Source organism: Pseudomonas sp. R2-7-07, assembly GCF_003852355.1.
Classification (GTDB): Bacteria; Pseudomonadota; Gammaproteobacteria; order Pseudomonadales; family Pseudomonadaceae; genus Aquipseudomonas.
In genome coordinates this window covers 3,625,291-3,640,641 of sequence record NZ_CP027759.1, presented here as the reverse complement: position 1 = coordinate 3,640,641, position 15,351 = coordinate 3,625,291, and the positions used below count along the sequence as shown (strand labels likewise).

Annotated in this window: 11 protein-coding genes; 7 read left to right on the top strand and 4 right to left on the bottom strand. The window is 62.6% G+C overall.

Going from position 1 to position 15,351, the window contains the following annotated elements; all coding sequences use genetic code 11:
- Positions 1 to 534: 534 nt before the first annotated feature.
- The 4 genes from C4J86_RS16575 to C4J86_RS16560 form a co-directional block, all read right to left on the bottom strand.
- Positions 535 to 840 carry a DUF6124 family protein gene (locus C4J86_RS16575; protein WP_124371198.1) on the bottom strand — a complete coding sequence of 102 codons (306 nt, stop codon included), beginning with the start codon at positions 838 to 840 and terminating at the stop codon, positions 535 to 537.
- Positions 841 to 1,439: 599 nt separating this feature from the next.
- On the bottom strand, positions 1,440 to 2,957 hold the full coding sequence (locus tag C4J86_RS16570) for a glycosyltransferase family 39 protein (RefSeq protein ID WP_124371197.1): 1,518 nt from the start codon (positions 2,955 to 2,957) through the stop codon (positions 1,440 to 1,442).
- A 21-nt stretch (positions 2,958 to 2,978) separates the two neighbouring features.
- A complete protein-coding gene (arnT, locus tag C4J86_RS16565) occupies positions 2,979 to 4,634 on the bottom strand; it encodes a lipid IV(A) 4-amino-4-deoxy-L-arabinosyltransferase (protein WP_124371196.1) in 1,656 nt (551 codons plus the stop codon).
- Positions 4,635 to 4,821: 187 nt separating this feature from the next.
- Positions 4,822 to 5,499, bottom strand: coding sequence for a histidine phosphatase family protein (locus tag C4J86_RS16560; protein ID WP_177412778.1), 678 nt, complete (start codon positions 5,497 to 5,499; stop codon positions 4,822 to 4,824).
- Between the two features lie 280 nt (positions 5,500 to 5,779).
- Here C4J86_RS16560 and C4J86_RS16555 point away from each other — a divergent pair, with 280 nt between their 5' ends.
- The 7 genes from C4J86_RS16555 to C4J86_RS16525 all read left to right on the top strand — a co-directional run bounded on the left by C4J86_RS16555 (position 5,780) and on the right by C4J86_RS16525 (position 15,345).
- On the top strand, positions 5,780 to 6,448 hold the full coding sequence (locus C4J86_RS16555) for an ABC transporter ATP-binding protein (protein WP_124371195.1): 669 nt from the start codon (positions 5,780 to 5,782) through the stop codon (positions 6,446 to 6,448).
- Between the two features lies 1 nt (position 6,449).
- On the top strand, positions 6,450 to 8,912 hold the full coding sequence (locus C4J86_RS16550; RefSeq protein ID WP_124371194.1) for an FtsX-like permease family protein: 2,463 nt from the start codon (positions 6,450 to 6,452) through the stop codon (positions 8,910 to 8,912).
- Positions 8,902 to 9,966 carry a lipocalin-like domain-containing protein gene (locus C4J86_RS16545; protein ID WP_124371193.1) on the top strand — a complete coding sequence of 355 codons (1,065 nt, stop codon included), beginning with the start codon at positions 8,902 to 8,904 and terminating at the stop codon, positions 9,964 to 9,966. The genes C4J86_RS16550 and C4J86_RS16545 overlap by 11 nt, the downstream gene beginning before the upstream one ends.
- Before the next feature lie 149 nt (positions 9,967 to 10,115).
- Positions 10,116 to 11,558, top strand: coding sequence for a hypothetical protein (locus C4J86_RS16540; RefSeq protein WP_124371192.1), 1,443 nt, complete (start codon positions 10,116 to 10,118; stop codon positions 11,556 to 11,558).
- A 333-nt stretch (positions 11,559 to 11,891) separates the two neighbouring features.
- The gene (locus tag C4J86_RS16535; RefSeq protein ID WP_124371191.1) at positions 11,892 to 12,815 is read left to right on the top strand and encodes a substrate-binding domain-containing protein; all 924 of its coding nucleotides are present in this window, start codon (positions 11,892 to 11,894) and stop codon (positions 12,813 to 12,815) included.
- Positions 12,816 to 12,878: 63 nt separating this feature from the next.
- Complete coding sequence (locus C4J86_RS16530; RefSeq protein WP_124371190.1) at positions 12,879 to 14,387, top strand: sugar ABC transporter ATP-binding protein; 1,509 nt, start codon at positions 12,879 to 12,881, stop codon at positions 14,385 to 14,387.
- Positions 14,353 to 15,345 carry an ABC transporter permease gene (locus C4J86_RS16525; protein ID WP_124363446.1) on the top strand — a complete coding sequence of 331 codons (993 nt, stop codon included), beginning with the start codon at positions 14,353 to 14,355 and terminating at the stop codon, positions 15,343 to 15,345. The genes C4J86_RS16530 and C4J86_RS16525 overlap by 35 nt, the downstream gene beginning before the upstream one ends.
- The last annotated feature ends 6 nt before the right edge of the window (positions 15,346 to 15,351 follow it).

The following is a 15,351-nucleotide window of genomic DNA, read 5'->3' as shown; positions in this document are numbered from 1 at the left end:
CGACTAAACCCGATCACTGATGAGCAGTGACAGGCCGCAGACTAGCCTCCGATTCCAACAGGCACAAGGCGGCGAGGATTGTCTCGGAAACGTCCTGCTATTTAAAGAGATGTGGCTTGCTGGCCCTTTGAAAATGTTTCAGCGGGTGAACGACAGGGGATCGTTCCCACGCTCTGCGTGGTAACGCTTCCTGGGACGCTTCGCGTCCCGCCAACCGCTACTGGACACAGGTGACGCAGAGCGTCACGGGCTGCTTTCCCACGCGGAGCATGGGAACGATCGCCTTGGCGGGTGGGCTTGATAACCGCCGGGTATCCAACTGAGACTCCACGATCCAACTGTGGGGACTTGCCCCAATGCCACTGTAGGAGCGAGCTTGCTCGCGAAAAACGGCCAGGCGACGCGTTCATTCTGAATAAACGCGGGGGCCCTGAGTTCTTCGCGAGCAAGCTCGCTCCTACAAAAAAGCCTTAACTGACTGGCATTGGGGCTTGCCTCCGATGGCGGCCTGACAGCCGACGAAAATATTGCATATCAGGCCGTTTTCGAAGGCTTCATGCACTCGATAGAGCGATCCACGGTTGTTTTGGCAATCTCCAGCAAATGCCACACCGCCAGGATCTTCGCTCGCTCAGGGCTGCTCAGCAACTCCCCGCAATCCAACGCCGTCGCCGAAGCGCTGTCGAGCAAGCTGGCGGTGTAGAGCAGCGCATCTTCGAAGCTCAAATCTTCGTTGACGCTGTGGAATCCTTGGGTGGGCAGGTAATGGTCGATGGCCCGGTTGAACGCGGCACGGTCTTTGGCGGGATCGAAGGGTGGATCGGGGAGGACTTTGTTCATGGTGTAACTCCAACTGGAAGGTAAGGAGCCACACCCTTCGCGACTAAACGGAGGGTGGCGGCTGTACGCAGGTTAGTCGACCGGCCAGTTGGACCCGGCGCACCCTAAGGTGCCCTGCGCACAGCCACCATGAACATGGTGACAGCTTGCGCACAACTGGAATCCGAGCGACTAAACCCGATCACTGATGAGCAGTGACAGGCCGCAGACTAGCCACCGATTCCAACCGGCACAAGGCGGCGGGGATTGTCTCGGAAACGTCCTGCAATTTAAAGAGATGTGGCTTGCTGGCCCTTTGAAAATGTTTCAGCGGGTGAACGACAGGGGATCGTTCCCACGCTCTGCGTGGTAACGCCTCCTGGGACGCTCCGCGTCTCGCCAACCGCTACTGCCTACAGGTGACGCAGAGCGTCACGGGCTGCATTCCCGCGCGGAGCGTGGGAACGATCGCAGGCAGCCCTGACACCTCTCGGTCCCCTGTGGCGAGGGAGCTTGCTCCCGCTGGGGCGCGAAGCGGCCCGGTCTTTGTTAAACATGACGAAACGCCAGCTATTGTGTGACCCAACAGTGGCCGTGCTCGCTTATGCATTGCCCGCGTCTCAATGCCCTTCGGGAACAAACGCCACGCTCCCCCCCGACCGCTTCTGAAACAACCGCTCCCCATTATCCGGTTGCGTCGTGACCACCTGATGATCCGCCCCCAGAAACGCCAGCGGCGCGGGATCTTCCCTGGAGTACTGCGCGACGATAATCGTGTGCTGCGGGTCGAACCCCTGGCCGCTGGTTTTTTCCAGCCAGGCCATGAACGCGGCGCTGTCGCCCTGGCGCGGGAAGTCCTGGGTTTCGTTCACGTAGTAGAACGGTTTGCCGCCGTTCTGCAGGTACATGGGTAACTTGTTGTCGACTTCCACTAGTACCAGTTGCCATTGGTTCCACGGCGCGCTCTTCACCGCCTGGGCTTGGACGTCCTCGGCGAAGCGGGTCACGCCGCCGTTGCCGGTGGTCCAGGGATAGATCACGCCCAGCACCAACAGCAGCAGGCCGGCGGCGATGCCGAAGCTTTTTTGCCAGCGCGGCCAACGGGCCGGGTGTTGGCGCAGGTGCTCGCTCAGCCACCAGGCGGCGAGTAACTGTGCGAAGGGCACCAGGGGCAGTACGTAGTAACTGCGTCGGCTGCCGCTGGCGGTGAAGAACACGAACAACAGGCCCAGGCTCCACACCAGCCAGCGTACGTTGTGCGGCGTGCGGTGCCAGTGGCGCAGGGCGAGCCACGCGCCGAGCATCCAGCATGGCGCCCACGGCAGGGTGTAGACCGGCAGGTAGATCAGGTAGGTGTAGATCGGGCCCATATGGTCGAAGGGGTCGAAGAAGCGCACGACGTTTTCGCGAAACACCAATTCCAGGCCGCTCTCGCCGTAGGTGGGGGCGCCGTAGAGGTGGGACAGTCCGAAGGGAATGGCGTAGAACGCGCCGGCGATGAGCAGGGCCAGTACCAGCCGCAGGTTGAGGTGGCGTTTGTAGCGGTGTTCGCTGAGCAGGTGTGGCAACAGCGCGAGCCCCGGCAGCACAAACCCGATCAGGCCCTTGAACAGCGATGTGGCTGCCAGCAGCAGGAAGAATACGGTATAGCGGCCCAGCCGGGTGTCATCCGGCCCGCGCCAGTACCACCAGACCGCCGCCAGTACGCCGCACACGGTCAACACATCGGCCGTGGCCACGCGGGCCCAGAACAGGAAGTAGAAGGTGGTGGCCAGCATCCAGCCGGCAATCAGCCCGGTGCCTTTGCGAAACAGCTGTTCGCCGATCAGGTACACCAGCCAGATGCTCAGCCAGGCGGCGATCACCGAGGACAGGCGCAGTGACCACGGGCCAAGGCCACCCATCAAGTTGGCGAAGCCGGTGATCAACCAGTAGGAGGGCAGGGGTTTGTCGTAATAGGGCGTGCCCTTCAGGTACGGATCGAAGTAGTCACCGCTTTGCAGCATCTGCAGGGCGATATTCGCCCAGCGCGTCTCCGGCCCCCACAATTCGCGACTGCCCAGGCCCAGCAGCAGGAGCAAGGCCGAGACACCCAGCAGTAAAGCCAGGGCGCCGCGTTCGGTTTTCCATAAGCGCATGGGCTCTTTCCTGTGAGTCGATCAAGGTTGTTGGGGGTAAATCGTCAGCACCAGGTCGCCCTTGCGGTAGCGCTTGCCACCGGGCGGCAGTTGGCCTTCCTCAAGGTGTTCGCTGGTGCTCATGACGCGCATCAGCACGCCGACCGAACCTTGGCGGCGGGCCTCGGTCAGCCAGGACTGAACGCTGTCCAGGGTGACCTTGCGCGGCTGCGAATCCGGGTAGTCCAGGCCGTAGCGCAGTTCGCCCGCGGTGTTGTAGAACGCCACGTCCGGCCGGCGCAGGCGCCACGCCAGGGCCGACGCCGAGCCCAGTTCATTGCTCAGCAAAGCATGGGTGTGTTGCAGTTCATCCAGATGTTCAAGCACGAACTGGTCGGGCATTTCGTTCGCCGCGATGGTGTGCGGCATGCCCGCCGGCAGCAGCGCCACCAGCAGGCCGATACCCAGGGCCGGCGTCGCCCATAAGCTCAACGGGCGCATCGCTTGCAGCAGATTGGCCAGGATCCAGCCGAGCAGCACGATAAAGGTCAGGGACAGGCTGAACATCTCGGCGTGGCTGTTGCTGTAGATCGGGTTGGCGATCTGCAGGTAAATCAGCGTGACCATGGCCGCCATGCCGAGGATGAAGTTGAGCGCGCCGTTGATGAAGATCGCACGGGGCTTGTGTTGGTTGATCAGGTCGATCAAAGCATGGCCCATCAGCAGCGCCAAAGGTAACAGGCACGGCATGATGTAGGTCGGCAGCTTGCCGCTGCTCAGGCTGAAAAAACCCAGGGGCAGCAACAGCCACAAGGCGAGAAAGGCAATGGCGGGCTGGCGCTTGTCTTTCCAGGCCTTGAGCAGGGTGACGGGCAACAGGGCTGACCAGGGCAGGCATGCCACCACCATGATCGGCAGGAAAAACCAGAACGGCCGCGCATGCTGCGCCGTGTCCGAGGCGAAGCGGCGGATGTGTTCATGCCAGAAGAAGAAGCGCCAGTAATCCGGTTCCTGCACATGAATCGCCAACGCCCACGGCAAGCAGACCAGCACCGCGACCAGGATCGCCAAAGGCCCGTACCGCAGCAACTCGCCGACGCGTCGCTGCCACATCAGGTACGGCACGGCGATCAGCACCGGCAGCAGCCACGCCAGAAAGCCCTTGGTCATGAAGCCCACGCCGCAGGCCAGCCCCAGTAAGGCCCAGGCACCCAGGCGACCGCGTGGGGTGGCGCTGTCGAGCGCAAACCAAAGCGCGACCAGGCTCAGGTTGACCCAGAAGGTGAATTGCGGATCGAGGTTGGAATAGCCCGCTTGCCCGGCTACCAGGCCGAAGCTCATGTACAGCAGAGCGCAGGCGAAGCTTTTACGCGGCTCGTTCCACAGGCGGCGGGCAATCACGTAGGCCAACAGCACGCTCAACGCCGTGGTCAGGACAGAGGCGATACGCACGCCGAACAGGTTCTCGCCAAACACCGCCTGGCCCAGAGCGATCAGCCAATAACCCGCAGCTGGCTTCTCGAAATAACGCACGCCCATGAAGTGCGGCGCCACCCAGTTGCCGCTCATCAACATTTCCTGGCTGACCTGGGCATAGCGGGTTTCATCCGGGATCCATAAGCCGTGCAAACCCAACGGCAGCACGAAGAAAATGACCAGGCCAAGCAAGAACACCGGCAAGGGCTGCAATCGGCTCATGACCGTGTCACGCCATGGCGTTCAGTCGTGCGTGCGAAGTTTGAACAGTTAAAGACGTCAGGCATTAAGAGGGTCACTAATTCATTGGGAAGTTAGGGCGTCCTGAACTAACAGGCGCACTTAAAATGCCAGACGCAGGCTGTCGTCTTGCTGAACGCACTACTGGGCAATATGTAAAAAAGTGTATTTAAAGTTGCTTCAGCGCGGCGGCCCACTCCTGGATTTTCATCGTGCCGATTGCTTTGAGTGTGCTGTTGGGCAATACCTGTACGAAGAGTGCGCTGCCATACTCGGCGGCTTGCGCATGGGGGTAGCCGAGTGCCTCCTGGAAATCACTCATGCAGGCGCTATGGGTGATCAGCATCAGGTTGCGGTCCGCCTGTTTATGGCTGAGGATTTCTTCGCCCATGGCATTACCGCAGATGGCGAGGGGGCCAGGGGACAGCTCGGTCTTGCCGAACATGAACAGCGACGTCTGCGCAGTACGCGTGGTGGGGCTGCTGAGCACGTCGGTGCGCTCCATGCCCAGTGTCTCAAAGGCTATGCCCAGGTCGGCCGCGCGTTGCGTGCCATTGACCGTCAGGCCGTCGGCCGGACCGTAGCAGGGGTTGTGCGAGCGGTCGCAGCGCTCTTCGTGGCGCACCAGCACGACCAGGTCGCCGTTGCGCCAGCTGGCGAGCACCCCGGAGGTGACCAGGCGGTTGCCGATGCCCAGATCTTCCGGTGACCGTGGCCAGAATACAAAACCGGTCAAGAGCAGTGCGAACACAATGATACTTGCTACTGGCACGCGGAATTTCTTCAGGCGCTTTAACCTCGCCCGTGGGGGTTTGGTCAGGGTGATGTCTGCCACGTTGTTCACCATGGACACGAATGAATGTTTTGTTGTTAAAAGACAGACGCAACTAATACGGCAGATGCCCTTAGTGGAGCAAAAGCCTGTCATAGGGCTGCTGTCTTTTAGCTGAACATATGGATATTAAGAAACACTGCTTTGGGCAACTTTGAAGTGTCCGGTTAATGAGGCGTGGGTGGGAATTTAAAGTGTCTGGGGTGGGCGCGCGGTGAAATCAATGTGAAAAAATTGCGTAGAAACGCGCGGCAGCCGTTATTCTCGTTTGCAGTCCTTAACCCGAGTGTTGGTGATGTTGCAGGTAGAAGGTGTTGTTAAACATTACGCGACCCCTCAAGGCCCGCTGGCCGTTCTGGCAGGCGTCGATCTGCACCTGGGGGCGCGCAGCAGCCTCGCGCTGATGGGCGAGTCGGGCAGTGGCAAAAGCACGTTGCTGCACCTGGTGGCCGGGCTCGACCGCGTGGATGGCGGCAGCATCCTGATCGGCGGCCAGCGCCTCGATCGCCTTAACGAAGGGCAGTTGGCCCATTGGCGACGCACCGAAATCGGCCTGGTGTTCCAGCAGTTCAATCTGATCGGCAGTTTGCGCGTCGAGGACAACCTGGCGTTCCAGGCGCGCCTGGCCGGGCGTTTCGATCCGCTGTGGCAGGCGCAGTTGGTGGAGCGCCTGGGGCTGGGCGACCTGCTCAAGCGTTACCCGGAGCAGCTCTCCGGCGGCCAGCAACAGCGGGTGGCTGTGGGGCGCGCACTGGCGTCGCGCCCCGGCCTGCTCTTGGCCGACGAGCCCACTGGCAACCTCGACGAAACTACCAGCGACGAGGTGCTGCAACTGCTGCTCGACCTGCTGCGCGACAGCCCCACCAGCCTGTTGATGGTCACTCACAGCCCGCGTCTCGCCGCGCGCCTGGATCGGCAGGTGGTGCTGCACCACGGCCGCGTCGTGCCGATGGACCCGCGCTGAGATGGCGGTGTTCCATTGGGCGCTGCGGGCGCTGTTGAGCCATTGGCGGCGCCACCCCGTGCAGTTTTTCAGCGTGCTGACCGGCCTGTGGCTGGCCACCGCGTTATTGACCGGGGTGCAGGCCCTCAACAGCCAGGCGCGCGACGGCTATGCGCGCGCCAGCCAGTTGATCGGCGGCGCACCGCAAGCCAGCTTGAGCGCGCCGGACGGTGCCGGCTTCCCACAGGCGTTGTTCGCCGAGCTGCGCCGCGCTGGCTGGCCGGTGTCACCGGTGGTGCAGGGGCGAATAGTGCTCAAAGGGCATGAAGAACAGCGCCTGCAATTGATGGGCATCGAGCCGGTGTCGTTGCCCGGTAGCGGCAGCGTGGCGGGGCAACGCTTGAGCCAGGCACAGATGCTGGCATTTTTCGAGGCGCCGGGGCGCACCTGGATTGCCGCGCAAACCTTGCAGGCCCTTGGCTTGCGCCCAGGCGAACAACCACTGACGGCTAACGGGCAACGCCTGCCGCCGCTGCAGGTGCAGCCGGACATGGCCCCCGGCATGTTGCTCACCGACATCGGCTTTGCCCAGCCCTTGCTCGACATGCATGGACGGCTGTCGCGCCTGCTCCTGGACAACCGCTTCGCCGCCGGCCATCCCACGCCGCCCGCCGGGCTGCAACTCAAACAGGGCGACGACAATAACCTCTCGCGCCTCACCGAAAGCTTTCACCTGAACCTCGACGCCTTGGGCTTTCTGTCCTTTGTGGTGGGGCTGTTTATCGTGCACGCGGCCATCGGCCTGGCCCTGGAGCAACGCCGGGGCCTGCTGCGCACCCTGCGCGCCTGCGGGGTCAGCGCACGCATGCTGATCCTGAGCCTGGGCGTTGAGCTGGGGTTCCTCGCCTTGCTCGGCGGCGTGCTCGGTGTGGCCAGCGGTTACCTGCTCGCCAGCCTGTTGCTGCCGGATGTCGCGGCCAGCCTGCGCGGCCTGTACGGTGCCGAAGTCGCCGGCCAACTGAGCTTGAGCCCGTGGTGGTGGCTGGCCGGTTTGGGCTTGAGCCTGCTCGGTGCGTTGCTCGCCGGGGCCAGCAGCCTGTGGCGTGCGGCACGCTTGCCGCTGCTGGCGCTGGCCAACGCCCAGGCCTGGCATGAGGCCCATGGGCGTTGGTTGCGACGCCAGGGCTGGGTGGCGGCCGCGGCCCTGCTCATCGCCTTGCTGGCGCTGGTCTGGGGCAACAGCCTGGCCGCCGGGTTCGTACTGATGGCAGCCTTGCTGCTGGGCGCCGCACTTGGCTTGCCGGTTCTGCTCAATGTGCTGTTGAAGGGTGTGCTGGGGCGCAGCCGTTCGGTGCTGGGCCAGTGGTTCCTGGCCGATTGCCGCCAGCAACTGCCGGCCTTGAGCCTGGCATTGATGGCGTTGCTGTTGGCCCTGGCGGCGAACATCGGTGCAGGCTCGATGACCTCGGGTTTTCGCAGCACGTTCAACAATTGGCTGGAACAGCGCCTTACCGCCGAGCTGTACCTCAACCCGCAAAATCCGGCCCAGGCGCAGCACCTGCAGGCGTGGCTGGCGCAACAACCGCTGGTGCGTGCGGTACTGCCCAGCTGGCAGGTCGCGGTGCAACTGCAAGGCTGGCCGGCGGAGGTGTTTGGCGTGGTCGACGACCCCACCTATCGCCAGCACTGGCCGTTGCTGGAGGCAGCGAGTACGCCCTGGGACCGCTTGCTGCAGGACGACAGCGTGATGCTCAGCGAGCAATTGGCGCGGCGCTTGAACGTCCGGCTGGGCGACACGGTACAAGTCCCCACGCCCCAAGGCCTATGGGCGCCGGAAATCGTCGGAATCTACGCCGATTACGGCAACCCCAAGGGCCATCTGCTGGTCAACGCCAAGCACTTGTTGGCGCATTGGCCGAGCCTGTCACCGGTGCGTTTCAACTTGCGCGTGGCGCCCCAGGACGTGCAGCCGCTGATACATGAAGTGCAGCGTGAATTCGCCCTGGAAGACAGCCGCATCGTCGATCAACAACAACTCAAGGGCTGGTCCAGCCAGGTCTTCGAACGCACCTTCGCCGCCACCGCCGCGTTGAACAGCCTGACCCTTGGCGTGGCCGGTGTGGCGCTGTTCATCAGCCTGCTGACCCAGAGTCAGAGCCGCCTCGGCCAACTCGCGCCGCTGTGGGCATTGGGGGTGACGCGGCGCCAACTGATGCTGCTCAACCTCGGCCAGACCTGGCTGCTGGCGGTACTCACCCTGGTGCTGGCGTTGCCGTTGGGGCTGCTGCTGGCGTGGTGCCTGGATGCGGTGATCAACGTACAAGCCTTTGGCTGGCGCCTGCCGTTGCAGGTGTTCCCGTGGCAGCTGGCGCAATTGATGGGGCTGGCGATGCTTGCGACCTTGCTCGCCTCGGCCTGGCCGTTGTGGCAGCTGTATCGCAGCCGCCCGGCGGATTTGTTGAGGACCTTTGCCCATGAAGATTAAAGCGTTGGGGTGGGCGGTGTTGCTGCTGCTGAGCGCCTGCGACCAGGCGCCGGCGCCCCAGGAGAGCTTTGCTGGCCTGGGCAGCGACGCGGCAGACTTCGTCCAAGTGGTGCCCGGCAAAGTCTTCAGCTTCCCCGAGGACCACGGCCCCCATCCGGGCTTTCGCATTGAATGGTGGTACGTCACCGCCAACCTCAAGGACGCCCAGGGCAATGCCTTCGGCGTGCAATGGACGCTGTTTCGCAATGCCGTGAAAGCGGGGCCGACACAAGCGGGCTGGCGCGACCCCACGATCTGGCTCGGCCATGCCGCCGTCACCTCCGCCACTCGGCACTCCGCCGCCGAGCGCTTCGCCCGGGGTGGCGTCGGCCAGGCCGGGGCGCAGGCGCAGCCCTTCAGCGCCTGGATCGACGACTGGACCTTCGCCACCCGCCCTGGCGCCGCCAACCCGTTGGCCGCCATGCAACTCAAGGCCCATGGCGCGCAGTTCGCCTACGACCTGCAGCTGACCTCCAGCCGCCCGCTGGTGCTGCAGGGCGACAACGGCTACAGCCGCAAATCCGACCAGGGCCAGGCGTCCTACTACTACAGCCAGCCGTTCTTCAGCGCCAACGGCAGCCTCAGCATCGACGGCCAGACCTACCAGGTCAGCGGCCCCGCCTGGCTCGACCGCGAATGGAGCAGCCAGCCACTGGCCGCGAACCAGACCGGTTGGGACTGGTTCTCCCTGCACCTGGACCGAGGCGAACACCTGATGCTGTTTCGCGTGCGGCAGAAGGACGGTGGCGGCTACCTCACCGGCACCTGGATCGACGCGCAAGGCCGTACCGAGACCTTGCATAACGCCGATATCCAACTGGCGCCGCTGATCACCACCCAGATCGAGGGGCGCAATATCCCCACACGCTGGTCGCTGAAAATTCCCGGCAAACACCTGGATATCACTATCGAAGCCGTTAACCCGAAGGCGTGGATGAACCTGGGAATTCCCTATTGGGAAGGGCCGGTGAAGTTCGACGGTGGGGTGGGGTATTTGGAGATGACCGGGTACTAGGATTTTTCATCGGGCTTGCTCCGACATGACCGACAAAAAATTCAGAAAATACTGTACATATAAACAGTATTGTCCTACAGTCCATCCCAGGTGACCGGATGTCACCGCTCACCTGAGCTTCAATTTTTTAACTATGGATGGATAAAAAAATGAAATCGAAAAAAGCCCTTATGCTAAGTGCGGCCGTGATGGCCTCCTGCTTCGTTTCGGCCTTCTCCCTCGCTGATCAAACGCCTCGGACACTCAGTGCCGAAGCGGTCAAGCAGGCCGCGAACAAAGCGCTCAAGTCCGGCAGCAAGCTGGACGCCTCGCAGGTCTCGCCGCAACTCAAAAAGAAACTGTCGGTGGCCAAGTCCGGCCAATCCAAGGCAGTAACCAAAGCCCTCAAGTCCGCACCGTTCGACAGCGTGGTCGGTGAGCTGAAGAAACCGGCGCAAAGCGAGCTGAAAAACGCGGCGGTTGCAGCGTTTGAGCCACTGTTCCCAACCCTGGATATCAACACGCTCTACACCGTCGATGGAGTGCAGGCCGGTAACGAATTTGCCTACCACTTCAACCTGCCGCAGAACGCGCGGGTGCAGGTACAGCTGGTCAACCAGAGCGCAGGCGCGGATATGGCGCTGACCCTGTTTCAGGACGACGGCCAGGGCAACCTGAGTGTGGTGGGGACTTCGGATGCCGCAGGCAATGCCGATGAATACCTCAACGGTGTACTGCCGGCCGGTGACTACTACTGGTACATGGTGGCCAATGTCGCCGATAACGCGCAGTTCAGTTTCGGCGTGGCGGTGGACAGCAACGTCGACGCGTTTGAGCCCAACGACAGCGCGCAAACCGCGTTCGTCTTGCCGGACTCGATGAACAAGCTCAGCGGTAACCTCGACAATGCCGGCGACGTCGATTATTTCGACTTCAAGGCGGTCCGTGGCCAAAGCGTGAGCATGTACCTGGCGGGCGACGAGAACGGCAGCCGTGAGCAGTGGATCTTCGATCGTTTCGATGGTGCCAATTGGATCACCGTGCCGGCGGGTTCCACCTCGACCTACCCGAGCGTCGCGCCGGGCACCACGGTGAAGGTGCGTGTGCGGGCCAACCCGGCGGTGGCGCAGGACCCAAGCAAGTATTACCAGTTGAGCCTGGGTTCCACGCCGAGCCTGAAGACGTTTGATGTGAAGGGTGACAACATCGTGCGGGTGCCGGTCAGCGAGGCTCCGCTGGCCACCCAAACCGCGCGGCAGTTGAACTGGTCGACCCAGTGGTCTGACTCCACCGGCGCGCCGTTGCTGGGCGTCACCCCGGTGCTGCGCGTGGACAACCACTTCGTTGACCTGAACTTCCACTGGGTCGACTACCCGGCGACCACCAACAGCGCCGGTGCGTCCACGGCCACGGCCAATATCGGCACCTGCTTCGGTGATTACACCACGGTGATCAACGACAGCAGCACCGGTGTGCCGTACCGGTGGAGAACCACCTACAACGAGGGTGGCTGGCGCATCGAACTGGCCGAGTTCCCCGGCGTGGGCGTCGGCGGTGATAGCAAGCCATACGTCAGCCTGGGGCATATCTGCACCCAGACCATCATCCCTTGACAGCGTGATGTGAAACAGAAGGGGCAGCCTCCAGAGGCTGTCCCTTTTTTTGCTTCGTGTGTATAGATCGTTCCCACGCTCCCGCGTGGGAATGCAGCCCGTGACGCTCTGCGTCACCTGTGCGCGGTAGCCGAAACGTGCAGCGGTTGGCGCGACGCGGAGCGTCGCAGAAGGCATTCCCACGCAGAGCGTGGGAACGATCAGCTCCCTCCCACATTTGAATCAAGACTGATCAACGGCCCCTTGCGCGGGCCTCATTTACTTGCTAGCTTCTCGCAAAATGTTAACGATAACATTTGCTCTAAAAATAAAAACAAAACAGAGACCCACGCCATGAAAATGCTCCCGAAAACCCTGTGTTTACTGGCTGCCAGCATCACCCTGGGCAGCGTTTCCGCCGTTTTTGCCGACGTCGCCAAACCGATCCGCATCGGCGCTTCGTTCCAGGAAATCAACAATCCTTATTTCGTCACCATGAAAAACGCCCTGGAAGAAGCTGGCGCGAGCATTGGTGCGACACTGATCATCACCGACGCCCGCCATGACGTGTCCAGGCAAGTCAGCGATGTCGAAGACATGCTGCAAAAAGGCATCGATATCCTGCTGATCAACCCGACCGACTCGGTGGGCGTGCAATCGGCGGTCAAGTCCGCCCATGCCGCCGGTGTGGTCGTGGTGGCGGTGGACGCCCAGGCCGATGGCCCGCTGGATTCCTTCGTCGGCTCGAAAAACTACGACGCCGGTTTCCAGGCCTGCGAATACCTGGCCAAAAATATCGGTGACAAAGGCAACATCGCCATCCTCGACGGCATCGCCGTGGTGCCGATCCTGGAACGTGTGCGCGGTTGCAAGGAGGCGGCGGCCAAGCACCCGCAGATCAAGATTGTCAGCATCCAGAACGGCAAGCAGGAACGTGACCAGGCGCTGACCGTCACCGAAAACATGTTGCAGGCCCAGCCCACCCTCAAGGGCATTTTCAGCGTGAACGACAATGGCTCCCTCGGTGCGCTGTCGGCCATCGAAGCCAGCGGCCTGGATGTGAAGCTGGTCAGCGTCGACGGCGCGCCGGAAGCGATCAAGGCGATCCAGAAACCCGGCAGCAAGTTCATCGCCACCTCGGCCCAATACCCCCGCGACCAGATCCGCCTTGCCTTGGGCATTGCCCTGGCCCGGAAGTGGGGCGCGCAAGTGCCCGCCACGCTGCCGGTGGACATCACCTTGATCGACCAGGCCAAGGCCAAGGACTTCAGCTGGTAAATCGCCCGCGCCCCACGCCCGCCGTGGGGCTCGGGTTGTCCTTCTGAATGCGAGGTCGGCGGTATGAGCAGTCTTCTGAAGCTGGAAAACATCTGTAAGCGTTACCCGGGGGTGCAAGCCCTCACGTCCATCAACCTGCAAGTGGAGCGCGGCGAAATCCACGCGTTGCTCGGGGAAAATGGCGCGGGCAAATCCACCCTGATGAAAATCCTCGGCGGTGTCGAGCATCAGGACGAAGGGCAGATCCTGATCGACGGCCAGGCCCGGCAATTTGCGACCTACCGGGACGCGATTGCCGCCGGCATCGGCATCGTGTTCCAGGAGTTCAGCCTGATTCCCTACCTCACGGCCGTGGAAAACATCTTTCTCGGCCATGAGCTGAGCAACCGCTTCGGCCTGTTGCGCAAGCGCGACATGCGTGAGGCCTGCGAAGCGCTGTTCAAGCGCCTGGGTGTGTCGATCAACCTTGATTGCGCGGTCAAGCACCTGAGCGTGGCCGAGCAGCAGTTTGTCGAAATCGCCAAGGCCCTGGCCCTGGACGCGCGCTTGCTGGTGCTCGATGAGCCCACCGCGACGCTGACCCCCAGCGAAGCCGAGCTGCTGTTCGAGATCATGCGCGAGCTCAAGCGCCAGGGCGTGGCGGTGATCTTTATCTCGCACCATCTGGAGGAGATTTTCCAGGTGTGCGACCGCATCAGCGTGCTGCGCGACGGCGCTAACGTGGGCGTCACCGATGTGGCCGACAGCGACATCGACCGCTTGGTCGAAATGATGGTCGGCCGCCGCCTGGCCTGCAGTTTCCCGCCCAAGCCCACCACTGCACGCGGGCCTTTGCTGCTGGAGGTCAAGGACATCCAGCTGGTGCGCAACGGCCCGCACAACCGCTTCAACCTGCACCAGGGTGAGATCCTCGGCTTTGCCGGCCTCGTCGGTTCGGGCCGTACCGAGCTGGCCCTGGGCATGATGGGCGCGCTGCCCTCGGTGAGCAAAGACGTATGGCTGCGCGGCGCAAAGGTCAGCCTCGACGACCCGGCCCAGGCACTTGCCCATGGCATCGGCCTGCTGCCGGAGAGCCGCAAGAGCGAAGGGCTGATCACTGACTTCAGCATTCGCGAAAATATCTCGCTGAATAACCTGCCCAAATACCAGAACGCCACGGGCCTGATCGACAAGGCCAGGGAATGCGCCAGCGTCGAAGCCCTGATGCGCCAGCTGTCGATCAAGGCGCCCAGCGCGGAAAGCCGAGTGTTCAACCTCAGCGGCGGCAACCAGCAGAAAGTCGTGATCGCCCGCTGGATCAACCACCACTGCGACGTGCTGGTGTTCGACGAACCCACCCGTGGCATCGATGTGGGGGCCAAGGCGCAGATCTACGCGCTGATGCGCAGCCTGACCGAACAGGGCTACGCGATCATCATGATTTCCTCCGAACTGCCGGAAGTCATCGGCATGTGCGACCGCGTCGCGGTGTTCCACAAGGGCGCGATCGTCAAGGTGCTGGAAGCGTCCGCCGTCAATCCTCAAGAGGTCATGCGCCATGCAACAGGGGGCTCCAGTGAATACGTCCATTAACCTTGCAGGCAGCGGCCGGTTGCGCCTGAACCTGGCGCGGCTGCTGCGCTCGCCGGCGTTTTATCCCTTCGTCGGGCTGGTGGTGGTGACCCTGGTGATGATCCTGGCCAGCGACACCTTTCTCACCGCCAGCAACCTGTCGAACATCGCCCGCCAGGTGTCGATCAACGCGATTATCGCGGTGGGCATGACCTGCGTGATTCTCACCGGCGGCATCGATCTGTCGGTGGGGCCGGTGATGGCGTTGTCCGGCACGCTCACGGCCGGCTTGATGGTCGCGGGTGTGCCGCCGGGCCTGGCCATCGGCGCCGGGATGCTGGTGGGTGTGGCGTTCGGCATCGGCAACGGCCTGTTCGTGGCCTACCTGCATATGCCGCCGATCATCGTGACCCTGGCGACCATGGGCATCGCCCGTGGGTTCGGGCTGATGTACACCGACGGCTACCCGATTTCCGGGCTGCCGGAGTGGTTCGCCTTCTTCGGCCGCGCCAGCGTGTGGGGCATCCAGGTGCCGATCCTGATCATGCTGCTCACCTACCTGGCGGCTTATGTGCTGCTGCAGCACACACGCATCGGTCGCTACATCTACGCCATCGGCGGCAATGAAGAGGCGGTGCGCTTGTCCGGGGTGCGGGCGGCGCGCTTCAAGTTGCTGGTGTACGGCATCAGCGGCCTCACCGCCGCGATTGCCGGGCTGGTGCTGACGTCGCGCTTGATGAGCGGCCAGCCGAATGCCGGCGTGTCGTTCGAGCTGGACGCGATTGCCGCCGTGGTACTGGGCGGTGCATCAATTGCCGGAGGGCGTGGGGTGATCGTCGGCACGTTGCTGGGCGCGATGCTGCTCGGCGTTTTGAACAACGGCCTGAACATGCTTGGCGTCTCGCCTTACGTGCAGAGCGTGATCAAGGGCGCAATCATTTTGCTGGCGATCTTTATCAGCCGTCAGCGCCATCGATAAACACTG

Coding starts and splice junctions, on each gene's coding strand:
- C4J86_RS16575 (WP_124371198.1), bottom strand. CDS start 840: ATGAACAAAGTCCTCCCCGATCCACCCTTCGATCCCGCCAAAGACCGT.
- C4J86_RS16570 (WP_124371197.1), bottom strand. CDS start 2,957: ATGCGCTTATGGAAAACCGAACGCGGCGCCCTGGCTTTACTGCTGGGT.
- arnT (WP_124371196.1), bottom strand. CDS start 4,634: ATGAGCCGATTGCAGCCCTTGCCGGTGTTCTTGCTTGGCCTGGTCATT.
- C4J86_RS16560 (WP_177412778.1), bottom strand. CDS start 5,499: ATGGTGAACAACGTGGCAGACATCACCCTGACCAAACCCCCACGGGCG.
- C4J86_RS16555 (WP_124371195.1), top strand. CDS start 5,780: ATGTTGCAGGTAGAAGGTGTTGTTAAACATTACGCGACCCCTCAAGGC.
- C4J86_RS16550 (WP_124371194.1), top strand. CDS start 6,450: ATGGCGGTGTTCCATTGGGCGCTGCGGGCGCTGTTGAGCCATTGGCGG.
- C4J86_RS16545 (WP_124371193.1), top strand. CDS start 8,902: ATGAAGATTAAAGCGTTGGGGTGGGCGGTGTTGCTGCTGCTGAGCGCC.
- C4J86_RS16540 (WP_124371192.1), top strand. CDS start 10,116: ATGAAATCGAAAAAAGCCCTTATGCTAAGTGCGGCCGTGATGGCCTCC.
- C4J86_RS16535 (WP_124371191.1), top strand. CDS start 11,892: ATGAAAATGCTCCCGAAAACCCTGTGTTTACTGGCTGCCAGCATCACC.
- C4J86_RS16530 (WP_124371190.1), top strand. CDS start 12,879: ATGAGCAGTCTTCTGAAGCTGGAAAACATCTGTAAGCGTTACCCGGGG.
- C4J86_RS16525 (WP_124363446.1), top strand. CDS start 14,353: ATGCAACAGGGGGCTCCAGTGAATACGTCCATTAACCTTGCAGGCAGC.